At 70.8% G+C, this 20,860-nt stretch carries 15 protein-coding genes; 4 read left to right on the top strand and 11 right to left on the bottom strand.

Annotated elements, in window-relative coordinates:
- Positions 1-187 precede the first annotated feature (187 nt).
- On the top strand, positions 188-2,104 hold the full coding sequence (locus OEB96_RS12095) for a vWA domain-containing protein (RefSeq protein ID WP_266215735.1): 1,917 nt from the start codon (positions 188-190) through the stop codon (positions 2,102-2,104).
- Here the strand turns inward: OEB96_RS12095 and OEB96_RS12090 are convergent, their stop codons facing one another.
- The gene (locus tag OEB96_RS12090) at positions 2,105-3,091 is read right to left on the bottom strand and encodes an aldo/keto reductase (RefSeq protein WP_266215734.1); all 987 of its coding nucleotides are present in this window, start codon (positions 3,089-3,091) and stop codon (positions 2,105-2,107) included.
- Positions 3,092-3,217: 126 nt separating this feature from the next.
- Here OEB96_RS12090 and OEB96_RS12085 point away from each other — a divergent pair, with 126 nt between their 5' ends.
- Complete coding sequence (locus OEB96_RS12085) at positions 3,218-3,784, top strand: hypothetical protein (RefSeq protein ID WP_266215733.1); 567 nt, start codon at positions 3,218-3,220, stop codon at positions 3,782-3,784.
- Positions 3,785-3,834: 50 nt separating this feature from the next.
- On the top strand, positions 3,835-4,926 hold the full coding sequence (locus OEB96_RS12080; protein WP_266215732.1) for an NHL domain-containing protein: 1,092 nt from the start codon (positions 3,835-3,837) through the stop codon (positions 4,924-4,926).
- A gap of 15 nt (positions 4,927-4,941) precedes the next feature.
- Here the strand turns inward: OEB96_RS12080 and OEB96_RS12075 are convergent, their stop codons facing one another.
- The 5 genes from OEB96_RS12075 to OEB96_RS12055 form a co-directional block, all read right to left on the bottom strand.
- Entirely contained in the window at positions 4,942-6,729 is a 1,788-nt protein-coding gene (locus OEB96_RS12075) for an AAA family ATPase (RefSeq protein WP_266215731.1), read from the bottom strand.
- Between the two features lie 79 nt (positions 6,730-6,808).
- Positions 6,809-7,267 carry a cytochrome P460 family protein gene (locus tag OEB96_RS12070; RefSeq protein WP_266215730.1) on the bottom strand — a complete coding sequence of 153 codons (459 nt, stop codon included), beginning with the start codon at positions 7,265-7,267 and terminating at the stop codon, positions 6,809-6,811.
- A gap of 53 nt (positions 7,268-7,320) precedes the next feature.
- Positions 7,321-8,619 (bottom strand): NHL repeat-containing protein, encoded by a 1,299-nt coding sequence (locus OEB96_RS12065; RefSeq protein ID WP_266215729.1) that lies wholly within the window; start codon positions 8,617-8,619, stop codon positions 7,321-7,323.
- On the bottom strand, positions 8,616-9,773 hold the full coding sequence (locus OEB96_RS12060; protein WP_266215728.1) for an NHL domain-containing protein: 1,158 nt from the start codon (positions 9,771-9,773) through the stop codon (positions 8,616-8,618). Before OEB96_RS12060 ends, OEB96_RS12065 begins: the two co-directional genes overlap by 4 nt.
- Positions 9,774-9,796: 23 nt before the next feature.
- Positions 9,797-10,834 carry a beta propeller repeat protein gene (locus OEB96_RS12055; RefSeq protein ID WP_266215727.1) on the bottom strand — a complete coding sequence of 346 codons (1,038 nt, stop codon included), beginning with the start codon at positions 10,832-10,834 and terminating at the stop codon, positions 9,797-9,799.
- A 163-nt stretch (positions 10,835-10,997) separates the two neighbouring features.
- Between OEB96_RS12055 and OEB96_RS12050 the strand changes: the two genes are divergently transcribed.
- Positions 10,998-13,289, top strand: coding sequence for an RCC1 domain-containing protein (locus OEB96_RS12050; protein WP_266215726.1), 2,292 nt, complete (start codon positions 10,998-11,000; stop codon positions 13,287-13,289).
- 74 nt (positions 13,290-13,363) lie between these two features.
- Here OEB96_RS12050 and OEB96_RS12045 read toward each other — a convergent pair whose 3' ends face one another.
- From OEB96_RS12045 to OEB96_RS12025, 5 genes are read right to left on the bottom strand one after another with little or no spacing between them, the layout of a single operon-like run.
- Positions 13,364-14,173 (bottom strand): hypothetical protein, encoded by an 810-nt coding sequence (locus tag OEB96_RS12045; protein ID WP_266215725.1) that lies wholly within the window; start codon positions 14,171-14,173, stop codon positions 13,364-13,366.
- A gap of 36 nt (positions 14,174-14,209) precedes the next feature.
- On the bottom strand, positions 14,210-15,091 hold the full coding sequence (locus OEB96_RS12040) for a hypothetical protein (protein ID WP_266215724.1): 882 nt from the start codon (positions 15,089-15,091) through the stop codon (positions 14,210-14,212).
- Positions 15,092-15,116: 25 nt separating this feature from the next.
- The gene (locus OEB96_RS12035; RefSeq protein ID WP_266215723.1) at positions 15,117-16,424 is read right to left on the bottom strand and encodes a restriction endonuclease subunit S; all 1,308 of its coding nucleotides are present in this window, start codon (positions 16,422-16,424) and stop codon (positions 15,117-15,119) included.
- Positions 16,414-17,955: a class I SAM-dependent DNA methyltransferase gene (locus tag OEB96_RS12030; protein WP_266215721.1), complete on the bottom strand. Its 1,542-nt coding sequence runs from the start codon at positions 17,953-17,955 to the stop codon at positions 16,414-16,416. Before OEB96_RS12030 ends, OEB96_RS12035 begins: the two co-directional genes overlap by 11 nt.
- Positions 17,952-20,834, bottom strand: coding sequence for a serine/threonine-protein kinase (locus OEB96_RS12025; protein WP_266215720.1), 2,883 nt, complete (start codon positions 20,832-20,834; stop codon positions 17,952-17,954). The genes OEB96_RS12030 and OEB96_RS12025 overlap by 4 nt, the downstream gene beginning before the upstream one ends.
- Positions 20,835-20,860: the final 26 nt, after the last annotated feature.

Raw genomic sequence — 20,860 nt, 5'->3', positions numbered from 1 at the left:
GCTGGCCCCCGCGACCACGCCCGGCTCGTCTCGCGCTCCCCGAGCGGCTCCGTCGAAGACCCGGCCGTCATGACGCCACCAATGCCATGACGCAACCATGACGAAGCCATCGACGAGCCGTGACGACGATTCGACCCGTGGTGCGTCCCAGGGGCTACGCCGAGCCAGGCGCGCTCAGGAGCCCACCATGTCGAAGACTCGCGTTTCCTTCCTCCTCGGCCTCAGCGGCCTGTTGCTCATCGGATGTGACTCCGCCTCGAAGGAAGAGGCGAGCGCTCCCGCGCGGGCGGCAGAGGCCAAGGCCGATGCCCCTGCTCCCATCTCCGCCGCCGACCGAGGCAGCGAGGAGTTCCACGCGAAGGCAGGCGAGGCCCCCCCGCCTCCCGCCGCCAGGCCCGAGCTGGCACCGCTGGGCGATGCCCGCAGCGACGACGGCGAGGGCGACCGTGGAGCGGAGCGCTTCGCTCGAGCCCCCCTGCCCACCCCCGGTCAGCTCACCGCGGGCCGCTGGTCCGATCGCGACGACTGGACGCGCTGGCAGCTGCTGCTCTCGCCCGGCTCGAGCTACGCCTCGATGCTCGACTCCTGGTTCCAGGGCCACCTGCAGCGCGTGGCCGTGACCCTGCGCGACGCCGATGGCGCTGCGGCCGACACGACGCTGGTGCTCGAGGACGACCACGGCAACCGCTTGTGGCAGGCCCGCACCGACAACCACGGCCGCGCCGAGCTCTACCTGCAGCCCGGCCAGAGCGGCCGCCTCTCCGTGCGTACCCCCGATGGCCGCACCCTCGCCACCCGCCGCGTACACGCGGGAGAGCAGCACGAGCTGCGCGTGGGCGAGGACGTGCCCGTGGCCGCCGCCCTCGACCTGATGTTCGTGGTCGACACCACCGGCTCGATGGGCGACGAACTCCACTATCTACAGACCGAGCTCACCGACATCGTCGGCCGCGTGCGCCGTGACTCCGCGCAAGCGCTGCAGGTCCGCACCAGCGTCAACTTCTTCCGCGACGAGGGCGACGACTACGTGGTGCGCAGCTACCCCTTCACCTCCGAGCTCTCGGAGACCATGCAGCAGCTCCGCGCCGAGCATGCCTCGGGTGGTGGCGACTACCCCGAGGCCCTCGACGCCGCGCTCTCCGACGCGGTGGAGCAGCACCAGTGGAGCGAGTCTGCGGTGGCCCGCATCGTGTTCGTGGTCACCGACGCCCCGCCCCACGACGGCTTCGCGGTCGGCCAGCGGCTGCAGCGAGTCGCGGCCGCGGCTGCGGGCAAGGGGATCCGCATCGTGCCCATCGCCAGCAGCGGCATCGACAAGCCCACCGAATTCGTGCTGCGGCACCTCGCGGTCAGCACCGGCGGCACCTATGTGTTCCTCACCGACCACAGCGGGATCGGCAATGCCCACATCGAGCCCACGGTCGGGCCGCACACGGTCCAGCCGCTAGGCGACCTCATCGTCGACATCATCGACGAGCACACCCGCACCGACGGCCTGCGCCTGACCGTGCCCGCACCGATCGCCGCATGGACCCCCGAGCAGGAGCACGAGCATCCCTGCGGCTACGCGATGGGTCGGACCCATGACCGCGACTTCGGCGGCTGGGGCATGCTGGGCGCCGGCCTGCTGCTGCCCGCGCTGCTGGGGGGCCTTTGGTGGCATCGCAGCCGCCGCGCGCCCCTCCCCGTGGCCGATGCCCGCGTGGCCCGAGCCCGCCGCATGCTCGACGCGCTGCTCCGTGCGCGGGCCGGGCGAGGCAGCGAGACCAGCTCGTGGGCGATCGAGATCCGCGAGGTCGTCGAGGGCATGGAGCAGCTCGCGCGCCAGCAGCAGGCCATCGATACGTCGCTGCGGGTCGCTGGTGCACAGCCCGGCGAGGCCGATCCCACGGGCATGCGCACCGCGCTGCGGGCCGAGGTCGCGCGGCGACGCGCGGAGATCGACGCCGAGCTCGAGGCGGGCCTCGTCTCGGTCGAGGCGGCCTACCTGCACGTGCTCGGTGGCGTGGGCGAGCGCTCCGCCACCCAGGCCAGCCTCGACGCCGCCCGCGAGGCACTGCAGACCCGCATCGAGCTCGAGCGCGAGCTTCGCGTCGACGGCTGATCACCAGCGGTGATCCACGAGCGGCCCCAGGCGCGCGTCGTAGAGGCTCTCGACGCGCGCCATCGACTCGTCCGCGAGCGGAGCCAGCCGCATCGCCGCTGCGTTGTCGCTGACCTGGGCGGGACGCTTGGCGCCGGGGATCGCACAGGTCACCCCCTCGTGCATGAGGATCCAGCGCAACGCCCACTGCGCCATCGTGGCACCCGGAGGCACCTCGGCGCGCAGGGCTTCCACCAGCTCGAGCCCCAGCGCGTATGGCACTCCCGAGAACGTCTCTCCCACGTCGAACGCCTGGCCCTCGCGGTTGAAGTCGCGGTGGTCGTCGGCCTCGAACCGGGTATCGGGGCGCATCTTGCCGGTCAGCAGGCCCGAGGCGAGCGGAACGCGAGCCAGGATCCCCACCCCTCGCGCCGCGGCCACGCCGAGCAGCTCCCGGGCCGGCCGCAGGCGAAACACGTTGAAGATGATCTGGATCGTCTGCACACCGGGGTGCTCGATGGCCGCGAGCGCCTCCTCCACCGTCTCCACGCTGACCCCGTAGGATCGCACCTTGCCCGCCGCCACCAGCCCATCGAGCGCCGCGAACGTCTCGGGTCGGCGGTAGACCTCCGGGGGCGGACAGTGGAGCTGCAACAGGTCGATGCGCTCGCGCTGCAGATTCCTCAGGCTCCGCTCGACGAACGCCCCCAGGTTCGCTGCGTCGTAGCCCTCCGCCGTGTGCGGCTGCAGGCGTCGCCCCGCCTTGGTCGCCACGAACACCTCGTCGTGCGGACGCTCGCGCAAGACCTTCGCGATGAGGCGCTCGCTCTTGCCGTCCCCGTAGACGTCGGCCGTGTCGAACAGGTCGATGCCCTCGTCGATCGCACGGTGCAGCGCCGCCTCGCTCTCGCGATCGTCGACGCTGCCCCACGTGCCTCCGATCGCCCAGCAGCCCAGGCCGATCGGCGACACGCTCACCCCGGTACGCCCCAGCGGTCGTCGCTCCATGCGGGCGAGGTTACCAAGCAAGCAGGCCGCTCCGAGCACGAGACTGGCGCGAATGCGCGTTGGCCTCGCCCGGGCTGCGACCGGGATGCACGAGGGAGGATCTCGTGGCACCTTTGATGGGCCACGATGGCAAGCCTCCCACGCCTCTGCTCGGGCCTGCTGGTGCTGTGTCCGCTCGCCTGCGAGGACCCCGGCCCCCCGCCCGAGCCCGAGCCCACCGAGCTGGTGGAGCTGACCGCCTGGGAGCGGGTCGCCGATCCGGCCGATGACGTGTTCGGGGCCGAGCGCCCTGCCGATCTGGTCTGCGACGAAGTGCTGGGCGTCATCATCGAGCTGCTCGGCGGTGAGCCGGTGCTCGAGATCGACACCGACTTCTGCAACTACGCCACCGTCGAGCAGCCGTCGCTGCGGACGCTGCGGCCCGGGGATCGGATCGCGATCTCTGTGTGGCACTACGACCTCACCGCCCCCGAGCCAACCCAGGCCCACCTCGCGCTGGCGATCGACGGCGAGCTCGTCTGGGAGCAGCACCTGCCGGTCCCGACCGCGCCCGCGCTCATCGAGGACGAGCTCGAGATCGACCGCGAGATTCCAGCGGGCGCCCCGCTGCAGTTCCACGTCCACAACCACGGCGCCAACACCTACGACCTCGTCTCGCTCGAGGTCGTCGACGACGAGGCCACGCCGCCGTGACGCGAGCGAGTCACGCGAGCCGAGCCCCGTGGGCCCGTGTGCGTGGCGCAATGCTGGGCGCCGCGCTCGTGCTCGGTGCCTGCATCGACCCCGGCCCCTGCGAGTCGATCCCCGGCCACGTGTGCGCGGTAATGGGCACCGGCGAGCTCGGCTTCAACCGCGACGGGCAGCCGCCCGCGCAGACCGACATGTTCCTGCCGTCGGCCGTACGCCGTGGCCCCGACGATCGCATCTACGTGATGGACTTCAACAACCAGCGCCTGCGCGTGATCGACGACGACGGCCTGGTGCAGACCGTGATCGGCAACGGCTTCCATGCCATCGCCGACGTCGGAGCTCCGGCCGACGCGACCCCGCTCGAGAACCCGATCGACTTCCGCTTCGATGCCCAGGGGCGCATCGTGTTCGTCTCGTACCACGACCCCCGCGTGCTGCGGCTCGACGACGACGATCGGCTGAGCTCGCTGGCCGGGGCCGCGGACGGCGTGGTGGGCTTCACCGGCGACGAAGGCGATGGTGGCCCCGCCACCGCTGCCCTGTTCATCCAGCTCGACGGGATCGCCCTGCACCCCGACGGCACCATCGACGTGTCCGACAGCCTCGCCAATCGAGTGCGACGGATCACCCCCGACGGGATCGTCGACACCATCGCCGGCACCGGCGAGGCCGCCTACTCGGGCGACGGCGGGCCGGGTGTCGATGCGGCGATCCACTGGCCCTCGGCCCTCGAGCTCGACCCCGAGGGCAACCTCCTCATCGCCCAGACGCGCAGCCACGTGGTCCGTCGGCTGCGGATCGACGGCACCATCGAGACCATCGCCGGCACCGGCACCGCCGGCTTCTCGGGCGACGGCGGGCCGGCGACCTCGGCCCAGCTCGACCAGCCCTACGGCCTCGCGCTCGACGACGATGGCACCCTCTACGTGGCCGATCGCGCCAACTTCCGCGTGCGCCGGATCGCCCCCGACGGCACGATCGACACCGTTGCGGGCACGGGCACCGAGGGCTTCACCGGCAACGGCGGTCCGGCGCTGCAGGCCGACTTCGGCTACCTCGGGCGCCTCGCACTCGACGACGACGGCCTGTTGGTGGCCGACCAGAGCAGCTCGGCGATCCGCCGCATCATCTTGTCGTCGCGCTGATTGTCGCGCTGACGCTCACGCCCCGGCCACTCGCACCTGCTTGCCATCGAAGGCCACCGCGAAGCCGTGCACGGGGCTCACCCCGGCGGCACGCAGCTCGCGGCCGTAGTCGCGGTCGCGAATCTGGTCGAGCCCTTCGGACAGCGCCTGCTCGAGCGTCTTCCGTCCCGCCCTCGCCACCTTCAGCTCCAGCACCACCCCCGCCCTCCCCGGCTGCTTGGGCCGGAGCATGACATCGGGGCGCCCCTCGCCGGACTCTCGGTTCGACCGCACCTCGTAGTCGGCGTCCAGCGCGGCGAGCAAGCCGATCACGAACGCATGGTAGACCTGCTCGGGACGGGGTGAGGCATCGCGACCAGCCCCAGCGTCCCGCCCCGCCGGGAAGTCCCGCCCCGCCGGGAAGTCCCGCCCCGCCGGGAAGTCCCGCCCCGCCGGGAAGTCCCGCCCCGCCGGGAAGTCGTAGTAGCTCAGCACGTTGCCGGTGAATGCCGACAGCTCGTCCTCCAGGGCCTCCGCGTCCCCCTCGACCAGCGCGCGCTTGAGGCGTTCCATCGCGCTCTCACCACCCATTCGGTCGGTCATCCACTCGCGAAACGTCGACGTGTAGACCCGCTTGACCTCTCGATTCGGGATGGTGAGCAGGTAGTGGGGCTCGTCCTCGGGATCGACGACACGCTTGTCCGCCTTGAGGTAGCCCGAGAACGTCAGCAAGCCGAACAATGTGTCGGCGCGCGTGTCGAGATCCGAGAGTGCCACGTTCTCGTCGAGCCGGCGCAGCACGCCACGCCCCTCGAGCAAGGCGGCAATGTCATCGTGAGCGGTGGCTGCGTGTCTGACCAGCGACTCGCGAACCAGCTCGTTGGCACTGGTCGAGACCCAGAACGGTCGGGGCTCGGATTCCGCACCATCGATGTAGTTGATGATCGACCAGGGGTTGTAGATCACCTCTCCACCGAAGACATAGCCGTTGTACCAGGCCCGTACCGCGTCCATGCGGCCACGCCGCCCCACGCGCTCGAGCAGCGCCATGACCTCGGGCTCGGTGAAGCCGAAGCAAGTCGCGAAGTCCGGCCGCAACAGCGTGTAGACGGCCAGGTTGTTGAGCCCCGAGAAGATGCTCTCCTTGGCGACGCGGAGGATCCCGGTGAGCACCGCCTTGAATAGGTGCGGGTTGCCCTTGAGCCCCTGCGTCAAGAACAGGCGGAAGAAGTCGAGCACCTCGCGCAGATAGCCGCCCGCAACACCGGCGTGGATGGGCGCATCGTACTCGTCGATGAGGATGACGACCTTCTCCCCGTGGACCCGGTGCAAGTAGTTCGACAGATCGAGCAAGGCATCCGCGTAGGCCGAGAGCTCCGCGCTGCCGTCGAGCACCTGTCGATAGCGCCGCACTTCCTCGTCCGTCATGCGACCGCTGTCGAGCAACGCACGGTGCTCTGCGAACAGCCCGGCCAGTCGCTTGCGGATCACGTCCCACGCGAGTTCGAACGTCTCGAGCTTGATGCCCTTGAGCGTCAGGAAGATGACTGGATACCGCTGGAAGTGAGCGCGATATCGTTCGCCGGAGTGCCAGATCGCGAGATCGGCGAACAACGGGGTGAGATCGTGGTCCTGCTTCTCGAAGAAGCAGCGGAGCATGGTCATGGCGAGCGTCTTGCCGAACCGCCGCGGACGGGGAAGCAAGAGCGCCTGCGCTCCCTTGTCCAGGATTTCACGAATGAGGTGCGACTTGTCGACGTACTCCATGCCCCGCTCGCGTAGCGTCCGAAAGTCGTCGACGCCGATGGGGATCGGGCGAGGCATTCCTGCGACAGGGTAGCGCCACGCTTGCCGCGGTCACAAGGCGGCGCAAGACGGCGATGCAACCGCCGGCCCGGAGCTTTCACGGAGGGATCGAGCAGGTCCCGTCGTAGCCATCGGGCGGGACGCCGCAGCCCGTGTGGCACGCGATGCAGCGCTGTCCATCCTCCTCCACCACGCGGCGGTCGAGGTCGAGCTCCTGCCACTGCCAGCCCAGCGTCGGCTCTCCGCTGCCCTCGGCAAGCTTGCGCATCACCGTCCACTGCACGATCTCGCCGCTGCACGACACGTCGCCGAAGTCGTACTCCTCCTTCATCACCACCGAGCCCTCGGGGAAGGGCTCGGCCCGCCCCTCGTAGGCGGCCAGGCCGGAGGGATCGACGAGGATCCGGATGTTGTGGAGATCGTGGTCGCCGCTGCCCCGGCAGTTGCGGACCTCCACGTAGCTCGCGTCGTAGTCCTCGGGGAACAGCGGCGCGGGGCCACCGTCGTCACCGTCATCGCCAGGGCATGCACTCAGCAGCGGGACCACCCACAGCACGAGGACCCTGGACCAACGTGCCGGCCCATCGGGCCGGCACGCACGCCGATGGCTCATCGGAGCAGCACCGAGCGGATCACGTTGTTGCCGGTGTCCGAGAGCAGCAGCCGTCCGTCGACGTACTCGATCCCGAACGCCAGGTTGATGAGCGCCTCCTCGGGAGGACCGCCGTCGCCCTCGAAGCCGTGCTCGCCACAGACTCCGATCGCCGTCGAGATCGTGCCACCCGGGTCGATCGCCCGCACGCAGTGGTTGCGCACGTCGGTGAAGTAGAGCGTGCCGTCGTCGCCGAAGGCGAGGTCCACCGGGAAGTCGAGCAGGGCCTCGGTCGCAGGACCACCGTCGCCCCCGTAGCCGCTCTGCGGCACGCCGTCGACGGGCGGGATCCCGGCCACGCGGCGGACGATGCCGTCGGTGTCGATCATGCGGATGAGGTGGTTGCCCGTGTCGGCGAAGTAGAGGTTGCCCTGGGCGTCGAACGCGATCCGACCGGCCGGCGGCGCCGACTGGCCGAACGGCTGCGCCATCCGCAGCTCGGTCGCGGGGATGTCGTCGCCCGAGTACCCCGGCGTGCATGGCTTGCCGCAGGTCTCCATGGGATCGCCGCAGGTGAACTTGCCCGAGGGCCCGTTGTCCCCGTCGGGGCACGGCACGGGGTCGACCCCCGGAGCGCAGAGCCCCGGGCCGTTGGGCGCCGGCGCATCGATCACGCACTGCCCCGCGCGCAGGCGGATCATGCCCTCGCCGTCGATGTGGCGCAGCACCTGGTTGGCCTGATCCATGATCACCAGGTTGCCCTGCGGATCGTAGGCGATGCTCGCCGGCAGATCGAGCGACGAGGTGAGCGCGGGTCCGTCGTCGCCGAAGTAGGCGCGCTTGCCATCACCGCAGCTGTCGGTGACATCGCCCGTGAGGCGGTTCACCATGCGGATCTTCGAGTTGTGCCAGGCGGCCATCACGATGTTCTCGCCGGTCTGGTCGAAGATGATGTTGGTGGGGTGGTTGAAGTCGCCGTTGGCCGGATCGTCGAGGCTGCCGCCGAGCTCGCCGCGACCGGCCACCCACCGCACCTGCTCCTCCTCGAGCGCACGCAGGCGGTGGTTGTTCCAGTCGAGGATGTAGACGGTGCCATCGGAGGCGGTCAGGGTGTCCTGCGGCAGCGAGAACCGGGCATCGAGCGCCGGCAGCGGGTGCTCCTCGGCGTCGCGGTCGTAGCCGTTCTCGCCGCTGCCGGCGATCGTGCAGATCGTACCCACCACGTCGGGATCGCACGGCGGCGGGCCTTCTTCTTCGCAGCCGGCGGCGAGCAGCACGAGGGTGGCCAGGGCGGTGGTCGAGCAGAGGGATTTCATCGGGCCACCTTCACGATCCGGCTGTTGAGCGTGTCCATGACGTAGAGGTTGCCGTCGGGATCGAACGCGATCCCGAACGGGCGACGCAGCTGGGTCTCGGTGGCCGGCAGGCCGTCCTCGCCGAGGCCGAGCTCTCCGGTGCCGACCACGGTGTCGATGATCCCGCTGTCGAGGTCGATCGCCCGCACGCGACCATTGTCGGTGTCGGCGAAGTAGAGGCGACCATCGGGCCCGATCTCGAGGTCTCGTGGAGCGCTGAGCCTGGCCTGCAAGGCGGGGCCCCCGTCGCCTCCGTCGCCTTCCTCGCCCGTCCCGGCGAACGCGTCGATCTGGCCGCTGCCCAGATCCATCACGCGAATGACGTCGGCCTCGGTGTCGGAGATGTAGAGCTTGCCCTGGTGGTGCACGATGCCGCCCGAGGGGTTGGGGTTGCTGCCCACCGCCCACGAGAACTCGGCCTCCAGCGCCGGCCCCCCATCACCGCTGTAGCCCCGGCTGCCGGCCCCTGCGATCGTGTCGATGTCGCCATTGGCGTCGATCTGGCGGATGCGCTGGTTCTGCTGATCGACGAGGTAGATGTTGCCGGCCTCGTCGACCGTGGCATCGTTGACCTGCTTGAACAGCGCCCCGGTCGCGGGACCACCATCGCCCGCGAACCCGGCCCCGCCGCCGCACATCACCGTCACGTGGCCGTCGTCGGGATCGACGGTGAGCAGCTTGTGGTTGTGCCACGCCACCACGAGCAGCGAACCGTCGGGGGCGGGCACCAGGTTGGTGGGGTGGTTGAGCATCCACTCGCTGCCATCGGCACCGCCGGGGGCCACCCCCGTGAGCGGACCATCGCCGGGGAAGATCGGATCCTGCGAGCCGACCATCGTCTCGACGGTGTCGTCGGTCAGCACGCGCCGGATGAGGAAGTTGTTGAAGTCGGTGAACCAGGCCGTGCCGTCGGGCATGAACAGCAGATCCTGGGGCTGGCTCACCAGGGTCTTGCGCCGATGGAGGCCATCGCCATTGAAGCCCTCGTCGAGGGCCAAGCCCGCCCAGGTGCAGGCCTCGCCGGACTGCAGCGCCTTGCACGAGCGATCGACGTCCTCCGCGTCTTCTTGCTCACAGCCAGCCGCGAGCACGACGGCCGTCGAGGGGAGGAGCACCGCGAAGAGTCTCGAACGTAGTCTCATATGCCTCCAGTGGGGACCGAGCCCCCGTAGTGTAACAAGATCCCATCGGAGAACGGGGGCGACAGCGTCTGCCCACCGGCCAGCCAAAATCCGCCTTCGTCGTCGATCCACGTTCCGTGGAGGTTCTGCCGGGTGCCCGCCTCGTCGAGATCGGCGAGCTGCCAGCCCGCGTCGTCGCGCACGTAGACCGCCCCGAACAGCCCGACCGCGACCCCCGTGCCGTCGGGCCCGAGCGACACCCCGGACAGCCCCATCGGCGGTACATCGGTCGGCGTGACGTTGGTCCATCCGCTGCCGTCGTGCTCGACGATGAAGCCGGACGCGAGGCCACCGACGGCGGCATAGTGGCCGTCGCGCTCGTGAACGGTGAACAGCGAGGTGCCCACGCCCGTGTCGCCCGAGGTGAACGCGCTGCCGTCCCAGTGCAGGGCGACGCCGTTGCTGCCCACGGCCCATGCGTCGCTTCCCGACGCGCCATACATCTTCCAGATCGCCGCGCCCATCGCCACATCGGCTGGCACCGAGGGCTCGGGCATCCACACGTCGCCTCGTAGGCGCCACGCAAAGCCGCCCGCCGACTCGGATGCTCCGCCCACGGCCCACACGTCGTCCGGCGACGCGCCCCAGATCCCGAACACGGTCTCGGTTCCCGGCGTGTCCATGAGGGTGAAGCTGCCGGGGCCATCGCCAGGTTGGTGACGCAGGATCACCCCACCATCACCACCCATGTAGATCGGCCCGTCCTCGAAGCCGAACACCCACCACAGATCGCCCTGGGTCTGGCCGGTCGCCACGCGCTCCCAGCCCTGCCCGTCGAAGTGCAGCACGGTGGGCCCCTGACCATCGCGCGCGTCCGCGCCCACCACCCAGACATCGGAGCGGCTGGTGCCCCACACCGAGAGCAGCGCACCGGGGACGTCCTCGGCCACGATCTGCCAGACATCGGGCTCGGGCTCGGGCTCGTCGGGCACGCAGCCCATGACGACCACGCTCACTGCCACCGCGAGCCCCCACGGGCGCTTCCAACCTCGCACGGGTTCCTAGCTAGCAGCGGGGGCTGCCTTCCACAAGACAAGGGCGGTACGACGCCCATGGCACGCGAGCCTCGTGGCGGCCGATCGTCGCGGTCCGCGACTGCGCATTCATCGCAGCTCATGGATCCCGTGTTCCACCACACGGGCGGTATCCTGGGCGCCCATGGTTTCGCTCACGGCTCGGCTCGTACTCCTCGGCGGGCTCTGGTGGACGAGCGTCGGCTGTCGCCCTGCTTCGGGGCCGGTGGTTCCGCAGCCGCCGGTCTCGCCAACGCTCGAGCAAGACGGCGGGACCGTGCGGTCGCTCGAGCTCGGCCTCGAGACCCGCTATGCCTGCATGCGCCGCGGCAAGACCCTACAGTGCTGGGGCAAGGGCGTGCTGCTGCCCAACGGCGAGACCGCCTCGCCCGAGGATCGGATGTCGATGCCCGGCAGCGACATCGAGGGCTTCGCCGTCGGCTCCGATCGCATCTGCGTCGTGTCCAGCGGGACGCTGCGCTGCTGGGGTCACGACGAGGACGACATCACGCCCGCCCTCGATCGCGAGACCGTCGAGGGGCCCATCGAGGAGGTGCCGTCGCTGCTCGACGTGGCCGAGGTGCGGATCCACGGCACCACCGTCTGCGCCAACGAGCGCTCGGGCTCGCTGGTGTGCTGGACCTACGAGGAGCCCCTCGAGGATCCCTACGAGCACCACGACGAGGCAGAGGAGGATCCACCGTGGATGGAGCGCCACGAGGTCGCCCACGAGGTGATCGCCTTCGATCCCGGCGAGGACTTCGTGTGCGTGGTGATGGCCGGGGGGCGCTTGGCCTGCTCGGGCTCCGATCCCATCCACGTCGATCGTGCCGATCGGGCCCAAGAGCAATGCTACGACGAGGTCGAATGCGACGAGGGCGACGAGGACGAGGACGAGGACGAGGACGAGGACGACTACTGCGACGAGGAACACGGCGAGTTCGAGTGCGATGCGGCGTACGAGGACGACCTCATGACCGCGTGGACCGACCTCGTCGACATCGACGGGGTTCCCGAGCCGGTCGAGGTCGCCGCGGGCGATACCTTCGCCTGCGCACGTACCAAGCGAGGTCACGTGTTCTGCTGGGGTGACGGTGACCAGGGACAGCTCGGGCACGGAACCACGCGCAGCTCGCTGTCTGCCGTGAAGGTGCTGGACATCGACGGGGCGGTGGCGATCGACGCCGGGTGGGCCCACGCCTGCGCCGTGCTCGGTGATGGGCGCGTGGCCTGCTGGGGCAGCGACCGCTTCGGGACCGTGGGCAGCGGAACCACGGCCGTGGCCACTCCCCGCGTCATCCCTGGCATCACCGAAGCGACCGACGTGGTGCTGACCCGCGATCTGTCCTGCGCCATCCTCCGCGATGGCACGGCTCGTTGCTGGGGTCAGGACCCTGCGGGGCGGGTCCGCGGAGGAGGCCCACCCCCGCGCGGGATCCCTCCGGTGGCGACGCAGGGCGTGGGGCGGCTGATGCCGTTCGGCCAGGACACCTGCGCGGGTCGAGAGGATGGATCGATGGTCTGCTGGGGCCAGCACGAGCTCCCCAACACCCACACGGTGACCGCCTTCGCCGAGCCTCGCCCCTCACCTCACGCCGGGCTCGTGCAGCTGCTGACCGTGGGTCCCTGCGCCCGCACCTCGGGCGACGAGCTCCGATGCTGGCGCTCGACCGCGGAGATGCACGAGGTCGGACCGACCACCCTCGTGGTCTCCAAGGCGGTGGCAGCCGATTCGAATGCCTTCGCCTGTGCCGTGACCAGCGACGGGCACGTGCACTGCTGGCGGCCGGTCTCGGGCAAGGCTCCCGCGCCAATCCTCGTCAGCTCGATCTCCGAGGCGGTGGACGTGGCGGTGGGCAAGGAGCACGGCTGTGCCGTGCGACGCGACGGCAAGGTGGACTGCTGGGAGCTGTCGGCCACCCTCAGCGCGCCTGCGCGACGCTTGCCCGCCCTCGACGATGCGGCACAGATCGCCGAGGGCGACGGCCAGCTGTGCGTGCGCACCAGGGCCGGCCGCGTGCGGTGCTGGAAGGAGAAGGAGCTCGACGAGCCGTCGTTCGACCATCCGCTGGAGGAGGTGGAGGCGATCACCGCCGGCACTCACCACGCCTGCGCGCTGACCAAGGGCCAGGTGTGGTGCTGGGGGAACAACGGCAACGAGCAGCTGGGCTCGGCCGCGGCGGGCAAGAGCTCGGCGGGGCCGCGGCGGGTGCCGGGTCTTCGCGAGGTGGTCGAGATCGCCGCCGGTGATGCACACACCTGTGCGCGTCAGCGAAGCGGCAGCGTGCGGTGCTGGGGGCGCGGGAACGAGGGGCAGCTCGGGCGCTTGCCCACCGGGTGGCTGGCCGAGCCAACCCCGATGCTCGCGCCGCAGTGGCTCGAGCCGCGAGCGACCAAGGAGACCACGGGCCGACGCGCACGGTCAGGCCCGCCATGATCCAAACAGCGCCACGACCAACAGCGCCACGATCAGCGCCCAGAACATGATCCCAAAGCCGGCCCGGGCCACGCCTACGGATCGTCGGCGCGCACGTGGGCGAGGTCGACCCCCTGCTCGACCATCCACTGGCCGAACGCGGACATCGCCGCCTCGTCGGTGCTGATGATCTGGGCGAAGGCGGTCGCATCCTCGTCGCTCGGTGGGGCGTCGATGGGGCGCTCGAGCACCGCAGCGAGCCGGGGGAAGCGCTCGACCAGCTCGGGGTGGTCGCGCAAGAAGTCGACCGCGTTGTCGCCCGGCGTCCCCACGGTATAGCGGAACACGAATTCGTCGGAGACGGGCTCGGTGGAATCTGCCAGCTCGGCCAGCGGGGCCGACTCGAGGATGCACTCGCGGAATTCGTCGACCGCGATCGTGTCCTCGAGCACCTCCACCGAGTCGACCACCGACCCGAGCTCGGGATCGGCGAGCACCTTGGCCGAGAACCGCGCCTTGCCCTGGGCCCGTGGCGGCAGCAGCTCGCGGCAGCCCTCGATCGCACCGGCCAGGCGCAGCTGAAGCTGCAGCGAGCCCCAGCACTCCTCGGTGCAGTGGCCGACGGCGTCGGTCTCCTCGTCCTCGTCGGCCGCCGCCGGCTCGGCCCCGCGGCCGTGCCAGGCGGCGCGGATGCGCTCTCGCTTGGCTCGCCAGGCCTCCTGCCGCGTGGGCGGGGCGGGAGTCGGGGCCGCCGCCTCGGCCACGGGCGTGGGTGCGGCAACCGGCGTGGGCTTGCCCTGGTCGGGCGCAGCATCGGGCCGGGTCATGAGCCACGCCGCCACTCCACCGCCGAGCAGCACGGCGACGGCCAGCACTGGAAGGAGCCCCTCGTCGTTGGTCGCCATGGTCGCGTTGGACACCCGGGAACCCCGCGGGGTTCTTCATCCCGGCTGGTAGGCCACGAAGGCGAACGCGTCGATCGGCAGATCGCAGCTGCCCATCTGGGGATCGAGGTGCCGGGCCCCCAGCACGAACAGCGACCACGGGCCGAGCTGGCCCGAGGTGCGATCGAGCAGGTGGATCCCGTCGTCGCCAATGAGGAAGTCCACCGCGAGCCGCGTGAGCTGGGCGGGGCACGGCTCCTGGATGAACATGCCCGGCTCCTCGTAGGGCTCGGGATCGCAGTCGCCGAACGCCAGCGCGTAGGTCAGCGGGGCGAACCACGGGTCGACGTCGACGCCGAGCATGGGAGGAATCTCGCCGCCCCCGTAGTAGCCCAGCAACAGCTCGTCGGTCTCGCTGCGCACCACGATGTAGGTGAACCCGCCGTAGTCGATCGGGAAGTCCTTGGCCACCCGCAGGTGGATGGGCGTACCCACCGTCATGGGTAGATCCAGCGGGCCGTTGCCGTGCACCACCTCGAGATCGTGGGGGACCATCATGCCGTCCTCGTCGCACTCCAGCGCGAAGGTGCGAACATCGCCCTCGTCGGTCACCCCCTGCACCACGCAGGCGGCATCGATGGTGAGGAAGAAGGTGCCCTCGGGAGGCTCGTAGGGCGAGATGGAGACGTAGAAGGTGAGGTCCTCCGGCTGCGGCTCGCACACGGAGCCCGCGGTGGGATCGATGCCCGTACCCGAGCTGGTCTCGTCGGCCGAGCCCACGGTCGTGGCATCCGTGGTGGACGTGACACCGGAGGAGGACGTGCTGGTCGTGATGGGCTCGGTGGTCTCCGAGGTCTCGGAACTTCCGGAGGACTCCTCCGAGGGAGTGCCCGGGCAGGCGGCAAGCAGCACGACGAATACGAGGGACGCAATGCGCATGTGAAGTCCAATCCAGACGAGGGATTCATCGTAGCCGATGCGGCGCGCCGTCGCCTGCCGTGAGCGCGCCGCCGGCGAGACGCGACAGCAACGCGCCGCTCATGCTCGCCAGCGTCCCGCTCTGCTCGTCGAGGGCGCGGATCTCGTGGAACAGCGCCTCGACGATGCGGCCGAAGGCCGCTGCGACCGGCTCGCTGGGGAGCACCACCGGGTACGCCCCCAGCGCGGCGGCCGGCACCCGCTGGCGTCCCGTGGTGCCTTGCATCCGCTGGATCGCGAACTCGCGAAAGCTCGGCTCGCGGGCCAGCAAGTACGCCCACACGGGCGGCAGCGGGGGACGGGCACGCAGCACGATGTACTCCGTCGAGCCCCAGGCGATCTGGCCCGGCGCCAGGAAGTCCACGAAGCAGGTCTTGCCGTTCTCGAGGCAGGGGGTGATGCGAGCGAGCAGCGCGTCGCCGTTGGTGAAGCGCGCCCCCGAGCCGACCGCTCGCAGCGGCCACGCCGACGCGCGATGACCCACGGTGGGGATCCGCGCCATCTCGACATGAGGCGCCAAGGTCCCTCTGCTCAGGGGGCGCGAGGGATTGAGCGCCGCCGCGTCCCGGAGGCGACCGGGCGTCCATCCCTTCGGGATCGGACCGAGGGTCGAAGCCTCGAGCGCCGAGGGAAACAGCGCGGCGACCTCGGCATCCATGCCCGCGGGTGCCCTGCCCCGGGCCTTGGCGCGGACGGGCTCGAAGTCGACGAACCACGCGCGAAACAGCGTCGAGGCCATCGCCTCGAGCGTGTGGCTCGTGGCGCGATTCAGCTCGATCTTGGCCTCGAGGTCGTCGAGCAAGCGGACCGCGGTGCGCCTCACGGCATCGAGCGGCGGAACGGGGTAGGCCAGCAGGTCGTGCCGGGACAGACCGACGACGGCGCTCCCGGTCGCGTGCCCCTCGCAGTACGCTCGATACTGGGGCGTGCGCAGGGTCCAGTACAGATGGCTCGCCACGATCGGGTCGGGATCGAGCAGCTCGAGCTTGGCCGTGTCCTGCGTCAGGCGACCCGAGGGCACCGCCGACGGGACCCGAGCCACCGATCCGATCATGGTGCCGTCCTTGGTCGCGCCCTTGAGCGCGACATACAGATCGCCGGGGGCGAGCATCAGGTGCTCCGGGCAGTCGCCTCCGTAGGTCTTGGGATCGCATCGAAAGCCACCACCCGGCTCGATCGACCCCAGGCCCAGCAGCGCCGGTCCCGGCCGCCCCACGAGCATGCCTTCGTACGTCGTGCCGCGCTGCAGCGTCGCGTGGTCGCCGACCGTCGAGCGACGCGTGCTACCGGCCATGACCGAGCTCCGAGAGCGCCTCGAGGATGGAGCGCTCGAGCCGCTTGCCTGCTCGCAGCTGCTCCTCCAGCGTGGCCCGAAGCCGCGCCATCTCGTCCTCGAACGCTTCCCCTTCGGTCGCGGGTGCGGCCTCGACCCCCACGTAGCGCCCGGGGGTGAGCACGAACCGCTGCGCGGCGATCTCCGCGGTCGCGACGCTGCGGCAGAACCCCGGCACGTCTCGGTACTCGGCCCCGGCGTCCCCGCGCCACCGGTGATAGGCATCGGCGATCCGCTCGAGGTCGTCACCGGTCAGCTCCCGGTGTACCCGGTCGAGCATCGTCCCGAGCTTGCGCGCATCGATGAACAGCGTCTGCGTGCTGCGATCCCGCATCGCCCGTCCACGCACGCCCCGGCCGCCGTGCTTGTCGCGCGCGAGCACCCAAAGGCACACCGGGATCTGCGTCGAATGGAACAGCTGCCCCGGCAGCGCCACCATGCAGTCGACCAGATCGGCCTCGACGATCGCCCGGCGGATCCTCCCCTCCCCCGACTGCTGCGACGACATGCTCCCGTTGGCGAGCACGATCCCCGCGATGCCGGCCGGCGCGAGGTGATGGATGATGTGCTGCACCCATGCGAAGTTGGCGTTGCCGACCGGCGGTACCCCGTACCGCCACCGCGGGTCCTCGCGCAGCCGGTCCCCGCCCCAGTCGCGGTCGTTGAACGGCGGGTTCGCCAGCACGTAGTCCGCCCGCAGGTCGGCGTGATGGTCGTGATGCAGCGAGTCCCCCCACCGCGGCCCGAGGTCCCCGTCGATCCCTCGAATGGCCAGGTTCATCCTCGCCAGCCGCCACGTGGTCGGGTTGCTCTCCTGCCCGAAGACGCCGATGTCCTCGAGCCGGCCGCCGTGGGCCTGCACGAGCGTCTCGCTCGAGACGAACATCCCGCCCGACCCGCAGCACGGGTCGAACACCCGCCCCTCGTAGGGCGCGAGCAGCTCGGCCAGCAGCCGGACCACGCACTGCGGCGTGTAGAACTGCCCGCCCCGCTTGCCCTCGGCCGAGGCGAACTGGCCCAGGAAGTACTCGTAGACGTGCCCGAGCAGGTCGCGAGAGCCGCCGCTGGCCTCGCCAAGCCCGATCCCACCGATGAGCGCGACCAGCTCCCCGAGCCGCCGCTGGTCGAGTCCGGGCCGGCCGTAGCCGCGGGGCAGCACGCCCGCGAGCACGGGGTTGTCGCGCTCGATCGCCGCCATTGCGGCGTCGACTCGCTTGCCGATGCCCGGCGCTCCGGCCCGCGCCTCGAGACTCGCCCAGCGGGCCGTCGGAGGCACCCAGAAGCTGCCCTTGGCCCGATACGCGCCCGGCGACTCCGGGTCGGTGCCCGCATCACGCGTGGCCTCGAGCCGAGCACGCCGATCCTCGAAGACATCGGAGACGTACTTGAGGAACACGAGCCCCAGCACCACGTGCTTGTACTCGGCGGCGTCGAGGTTGTTGCGGAGCTTGTCGGCGGCCTGCCACAGCGTGGACTGCAAGTCGAGGCTCATCGCCCGCGTTCCCTCTCGAGCTGCGCCAGCTGGAGGCGGGCCTCGTCGGCCGCCCCCTTGGCGTCGGGCAGGCGCTCCAGACCGCCCAGCGCCTCGCGCAGCAGCGCCTCGGCCTCCTCGGGCCGGCCCGCGCGTCGCTCCAGCTTGCCCAGGGCGAGCAGGGTGTGGGGCAGGTCGATGTGCTCGCGTTCCCCGAGGATCTCCCGCGCCCGCGACAGGCCGACCCGCGCCTCGTCGAGCTCGCCTGCATCCCGCTGGAGGTTGCCCAGGCCGGTCAGCGCGGCCGCGAGCTCGCGATCGGCGTGCCCCCCGGCCTCGAGGATCGCGATGGCTCGAGCGTAGTCGCGTCGAGCCACGTCGAGCGCACCGAGCTGGACCTCGATGTCGGCCAGATCGATCAGCGGCGAGGCCAGCTCGGGGCTCTCGTCGCCCATCCGTCCCTCCACCGAGCGCACCGCCGCCCGTCCCAGCTCGCGCGCACGCTCGAGGTTGCCTCGCCGCTTCTCCACGTTGGCCAGGTTGATCAGGCACTGACCCACCAGCGAGTGATTGGGACCATGGACCTGCTCGACCACCTCGATGGCGCGCTCGTAGAGCGCAGCCGCCTCGTCGTAGCGGCCCTGCTTCTTGTACACCACGCCCAGGCTGACCAGCGGGTAGGCCAGCTTGATCGTGGGCTGGCTCGGGCGTTCGAAGCTCTCGATCGCGCGCAGCAGCAGCGCCTCGGCTTCCTCCCACTTCTGCTGCTTGGTGAGCGTGTTGCCGAGGTTGAGCGCCGCGACGCCGATCGCGGGATGGGTGGGCACCAGCATCTCTTCGCGGATCGCCAGCACCTGCCGCTGCTTCTCGGCCGCAGCCTCGAGGTCGCCCTTGTGCTGCAAGGTGATGGCCAGGCCGCCGAGCAGCACGGTCAGCTCGCCCGGGTCGGGCTCGGTGCCGGCACCGAGGATCTCGATCGCGCGCTCGTACTGGCGGATCCCCTCCGCGTAGTTGCGCTTGTTGGCCTCGATCCCGCCGATGGCTCCGTGCAGGCGCGCGAGGGTGCGGGGTGGATCTCCCGCGCGGTGGACGAGGGCCAGCGCCGTCTCGGCGAGGCGCAGCCCCTCGTCGTGACGCGACAGGCCGTTCCCCACCACGAACACCAGCGCCGACGCGGCCTGGGCCGCGATCGCATCGTGGCCCAGCTCTTGGGCCTCCATCAGCGCGCGCTCGAGCAGCTCCTTGGCCGGCTCGAACCGGCCGTCCGCCAGCGCGCGGTTGGCCCCTTGCACGATCAGCTCGACCACGAGCGGTCGGTAGCCGAGCCCCTCGGCCCGGGCCAGCGCCTGCGCGTGCCGCTCGGCCGCCTCTTGCGTGCGCCCCATGTCGTCGAGGCTCTCCACGCGGCTCATCTCACCACGGAGCTCGTCGACCGCCGCGGCGACCTCGGGATCGGACGGCGGCGGCAGCTGCTGCGCGAGGCGACCGTCGTCGTCGCAGTCCGCGACGGGACCGAGCCCTGCGATGGTGTCGAATGCCTTGTCGGGGGTGAGGGTCTCGGACTCGGTGATGATGGCCAGCGCTCCTTCCAGGGCGTCCGAGGAGCGGCGCAGGCACGCCACGCGGCGATCGAGCCCCGTGGCATCGAGCGTCCCGTCGCGATGAGCCTCGCAGGCGCGCACGAAGCCGTCGACGATGTCCGTGGCGCGCTGACTGGCGCGGGCCTCGATGAGGGCCAGCTCCTGCGCCGAGGCGCTGGTCGACAGCCGCCGCTCGAGCGCCGTGCGGACCTCTGTGGTGAGCGGGCCCTGGGGCGCATCGCAGCCGCTGCGATCGCCCATGCCCCACGCCACCGCGAGGCCTCCCACCGCGGCCAGGCCTCCCAGCAGCGCCAGCGCTCGCGAGCGAGCGGAGCGACGAGACCGTAGCGCAACCAGCAACGCGGGCATGTCGGGCCAGCGCTCGGCCGGCTCGGGCGACAAGCCCCGCTGGAGCACCGGCACCAGCCCCGCGGGGGTCCGGTCTTCGGTCGCCGGCGCCCATTGGCGGCGAAGCTTGGACCGCGCGAGCCCATCGAAGGTGTTGCTGCCGAACACGGGCTCGCCGCGCAGGGCCTCCCACAGGCTCGCGCAGAACGCATACTGATCCGCCGCCGGACCGATCGACTCGCCCGCGTGCTGCTCGGGTGCCATGTAGCGTGGCGTCCCCAGCACGATCCCCGTCTGGGTGACTCGCGGCGCCACCATCATCACCGCGCTGGAGCTGCTTGCGCTCCCCGACGGGTCGGTGCCCCGGAGCGATTCCCAGCCCGGCTGGGCGATCAGGGCGAGGCCGAAGTCGACGACCTTGGGGATCCCGCGGGCATCGAGCACCACGTTGGCGGGCTTGAAGTCGCGGTGAACCAGGCCGCGTCGATGGGCCGCGGCGAGGCCTTCGCCCGCGAGCCGGAACACCCGCAGGATCTCGCTGACCGGGGGAGTCGTGCCGAGCCACTGCGAAAGCGACGGTCCCTCGAGCAGCTCCATCACCACGAACACCCCCCGCTCGCCGTCGCCCAGCGCGTAGGAGCCCACGTCGAACACCGAGACCACGTTCTCGTGGGAGAGCTGCGCCAGCGCCCGGGCCTCCAGCAGCATGCGGTCGGCGGCCCGCGAGCGCTCGTCGGCCACGTACGCGGCGGCGCGGATCAGCTTGATCGCCACCCGTCGCTTCAGCTGTCGATCGAGCGCCGCGATCACCACGCCCAGGCCACCGCGGCCGAGCACCTCCCCCAGCGCGTAGCGCTCGCGAAGGACCTCGGGGGTCTGCTCGTGCAGGCTCGCGGCGTCGTCACCGGGCAGCGACGCCTCGCCGTCGCCGACCGGTACGGTCATTGCGTCGTCGCTGTCGGTGGTCACCATTGCGCGGGCATCGACGCGCGTCCGCG

It is taken from the genome of Paraliomyxa miuraensis (genome assembly GCF_026337845.1).
In the GTDB taxonomy this organism is placed as follows: domain Bacteria; phylum Myxococcota_A; class Polyangia; order Nannocystales; family Nannocystaceae; genus Paraliomyxa; species Paraliomyxa miuraensis.
This window is presented reverse-complemented; position numbering and strand designations above follow the sequence as displayed.

Bases quoted from the DNA above. Each gene is read 5' to 3' on its own strand.
- OEB96_RS12045 (WP_266215725.1), bottom strand. From the start codon at position 14,173: ATGGCGACCAACGACGAGGGGCTCCTTCCAGTGCTGGCCGTCGCCGTG.
- OEB96_RS12025 (WP_266215720.1), bottom strand. From the start codon at position 20,834: ATGGTGACCACCGACAGCGACGACGCAATGACCGTACCGGTCGGCGAC.
- OEB96_RS12080 (WP_266215732.1), top strand. From the start codon at position 3,835: ATGCTGGGCGCCGCGCTCGTGCTCGGTGCCTGCATCGACCCCGGCCCC.
- OEB96_RS12090 (WP_266215734.1), bottom strand. From the start codon at position 3,091: ATGGAGCGACGACCGCTGGGGCGTACCGGGGTGAGCGTGTCGCCGATC.
- OEB96_RS12050 (WP_266215726.1), top strand. From the start codon at position 10,998: ATGGTTTCGCTCACGGCTCGGCTCGTACTCCTCGGCGGGCTCTGGTGG.
- OEB96_RS12035 (WP_266215723.1), bottom strand. From the start codon at position 16,424: ATGGCCGGTAGCACGCGTCGCTCGACGGTCGGCGACCACGCGACGCTG.
- OEB96_RS12065 (WP_266215729.1), bottom strand. From the start codon at position 8,619: ATGAAATCCCTCTGCTCGACCACCGCCCTGGCCACCCTCGTGCTGCTC.
- OEB96_RS12030 (WP_266215721.1), bottom strand. From the start codon at position 17,955: ATGAGCCTCGACTTGCAGTCCACGCTGTGGCAGGCCGCCGACAAGCTC.
- OEB96_RS12085 (WP_266215733.1), top strand. From the start codon at position 3,218: ATGGCAAGCCTCCCACGCCTCTGCTCGGGCCTGCTGGTGCTGTGTCCG.
- OEB96_RS12075 (WP_266215731.1), bottom strand. From the start codon at position 6,729: ATGCCTCGCCCGATCCCCATCGGCGTCGACGACTTTCGGACGCTACGC.
- OEB96_RS12040 (WP_266215724.1), bottom strand. From the start codon at position 15,091: ATGCGCATTGCGTCCCTCGTATTCGTCGTGCTGCTTGCCGCCTGCCCG.
- OEB96_RS12095 (WP_266215735.1), top strand. From the start codon at position 188: ATGTCGAAGACTCGCGTTTCCTTCCTCCTCGGCCTCAGCGGCCTGTTG.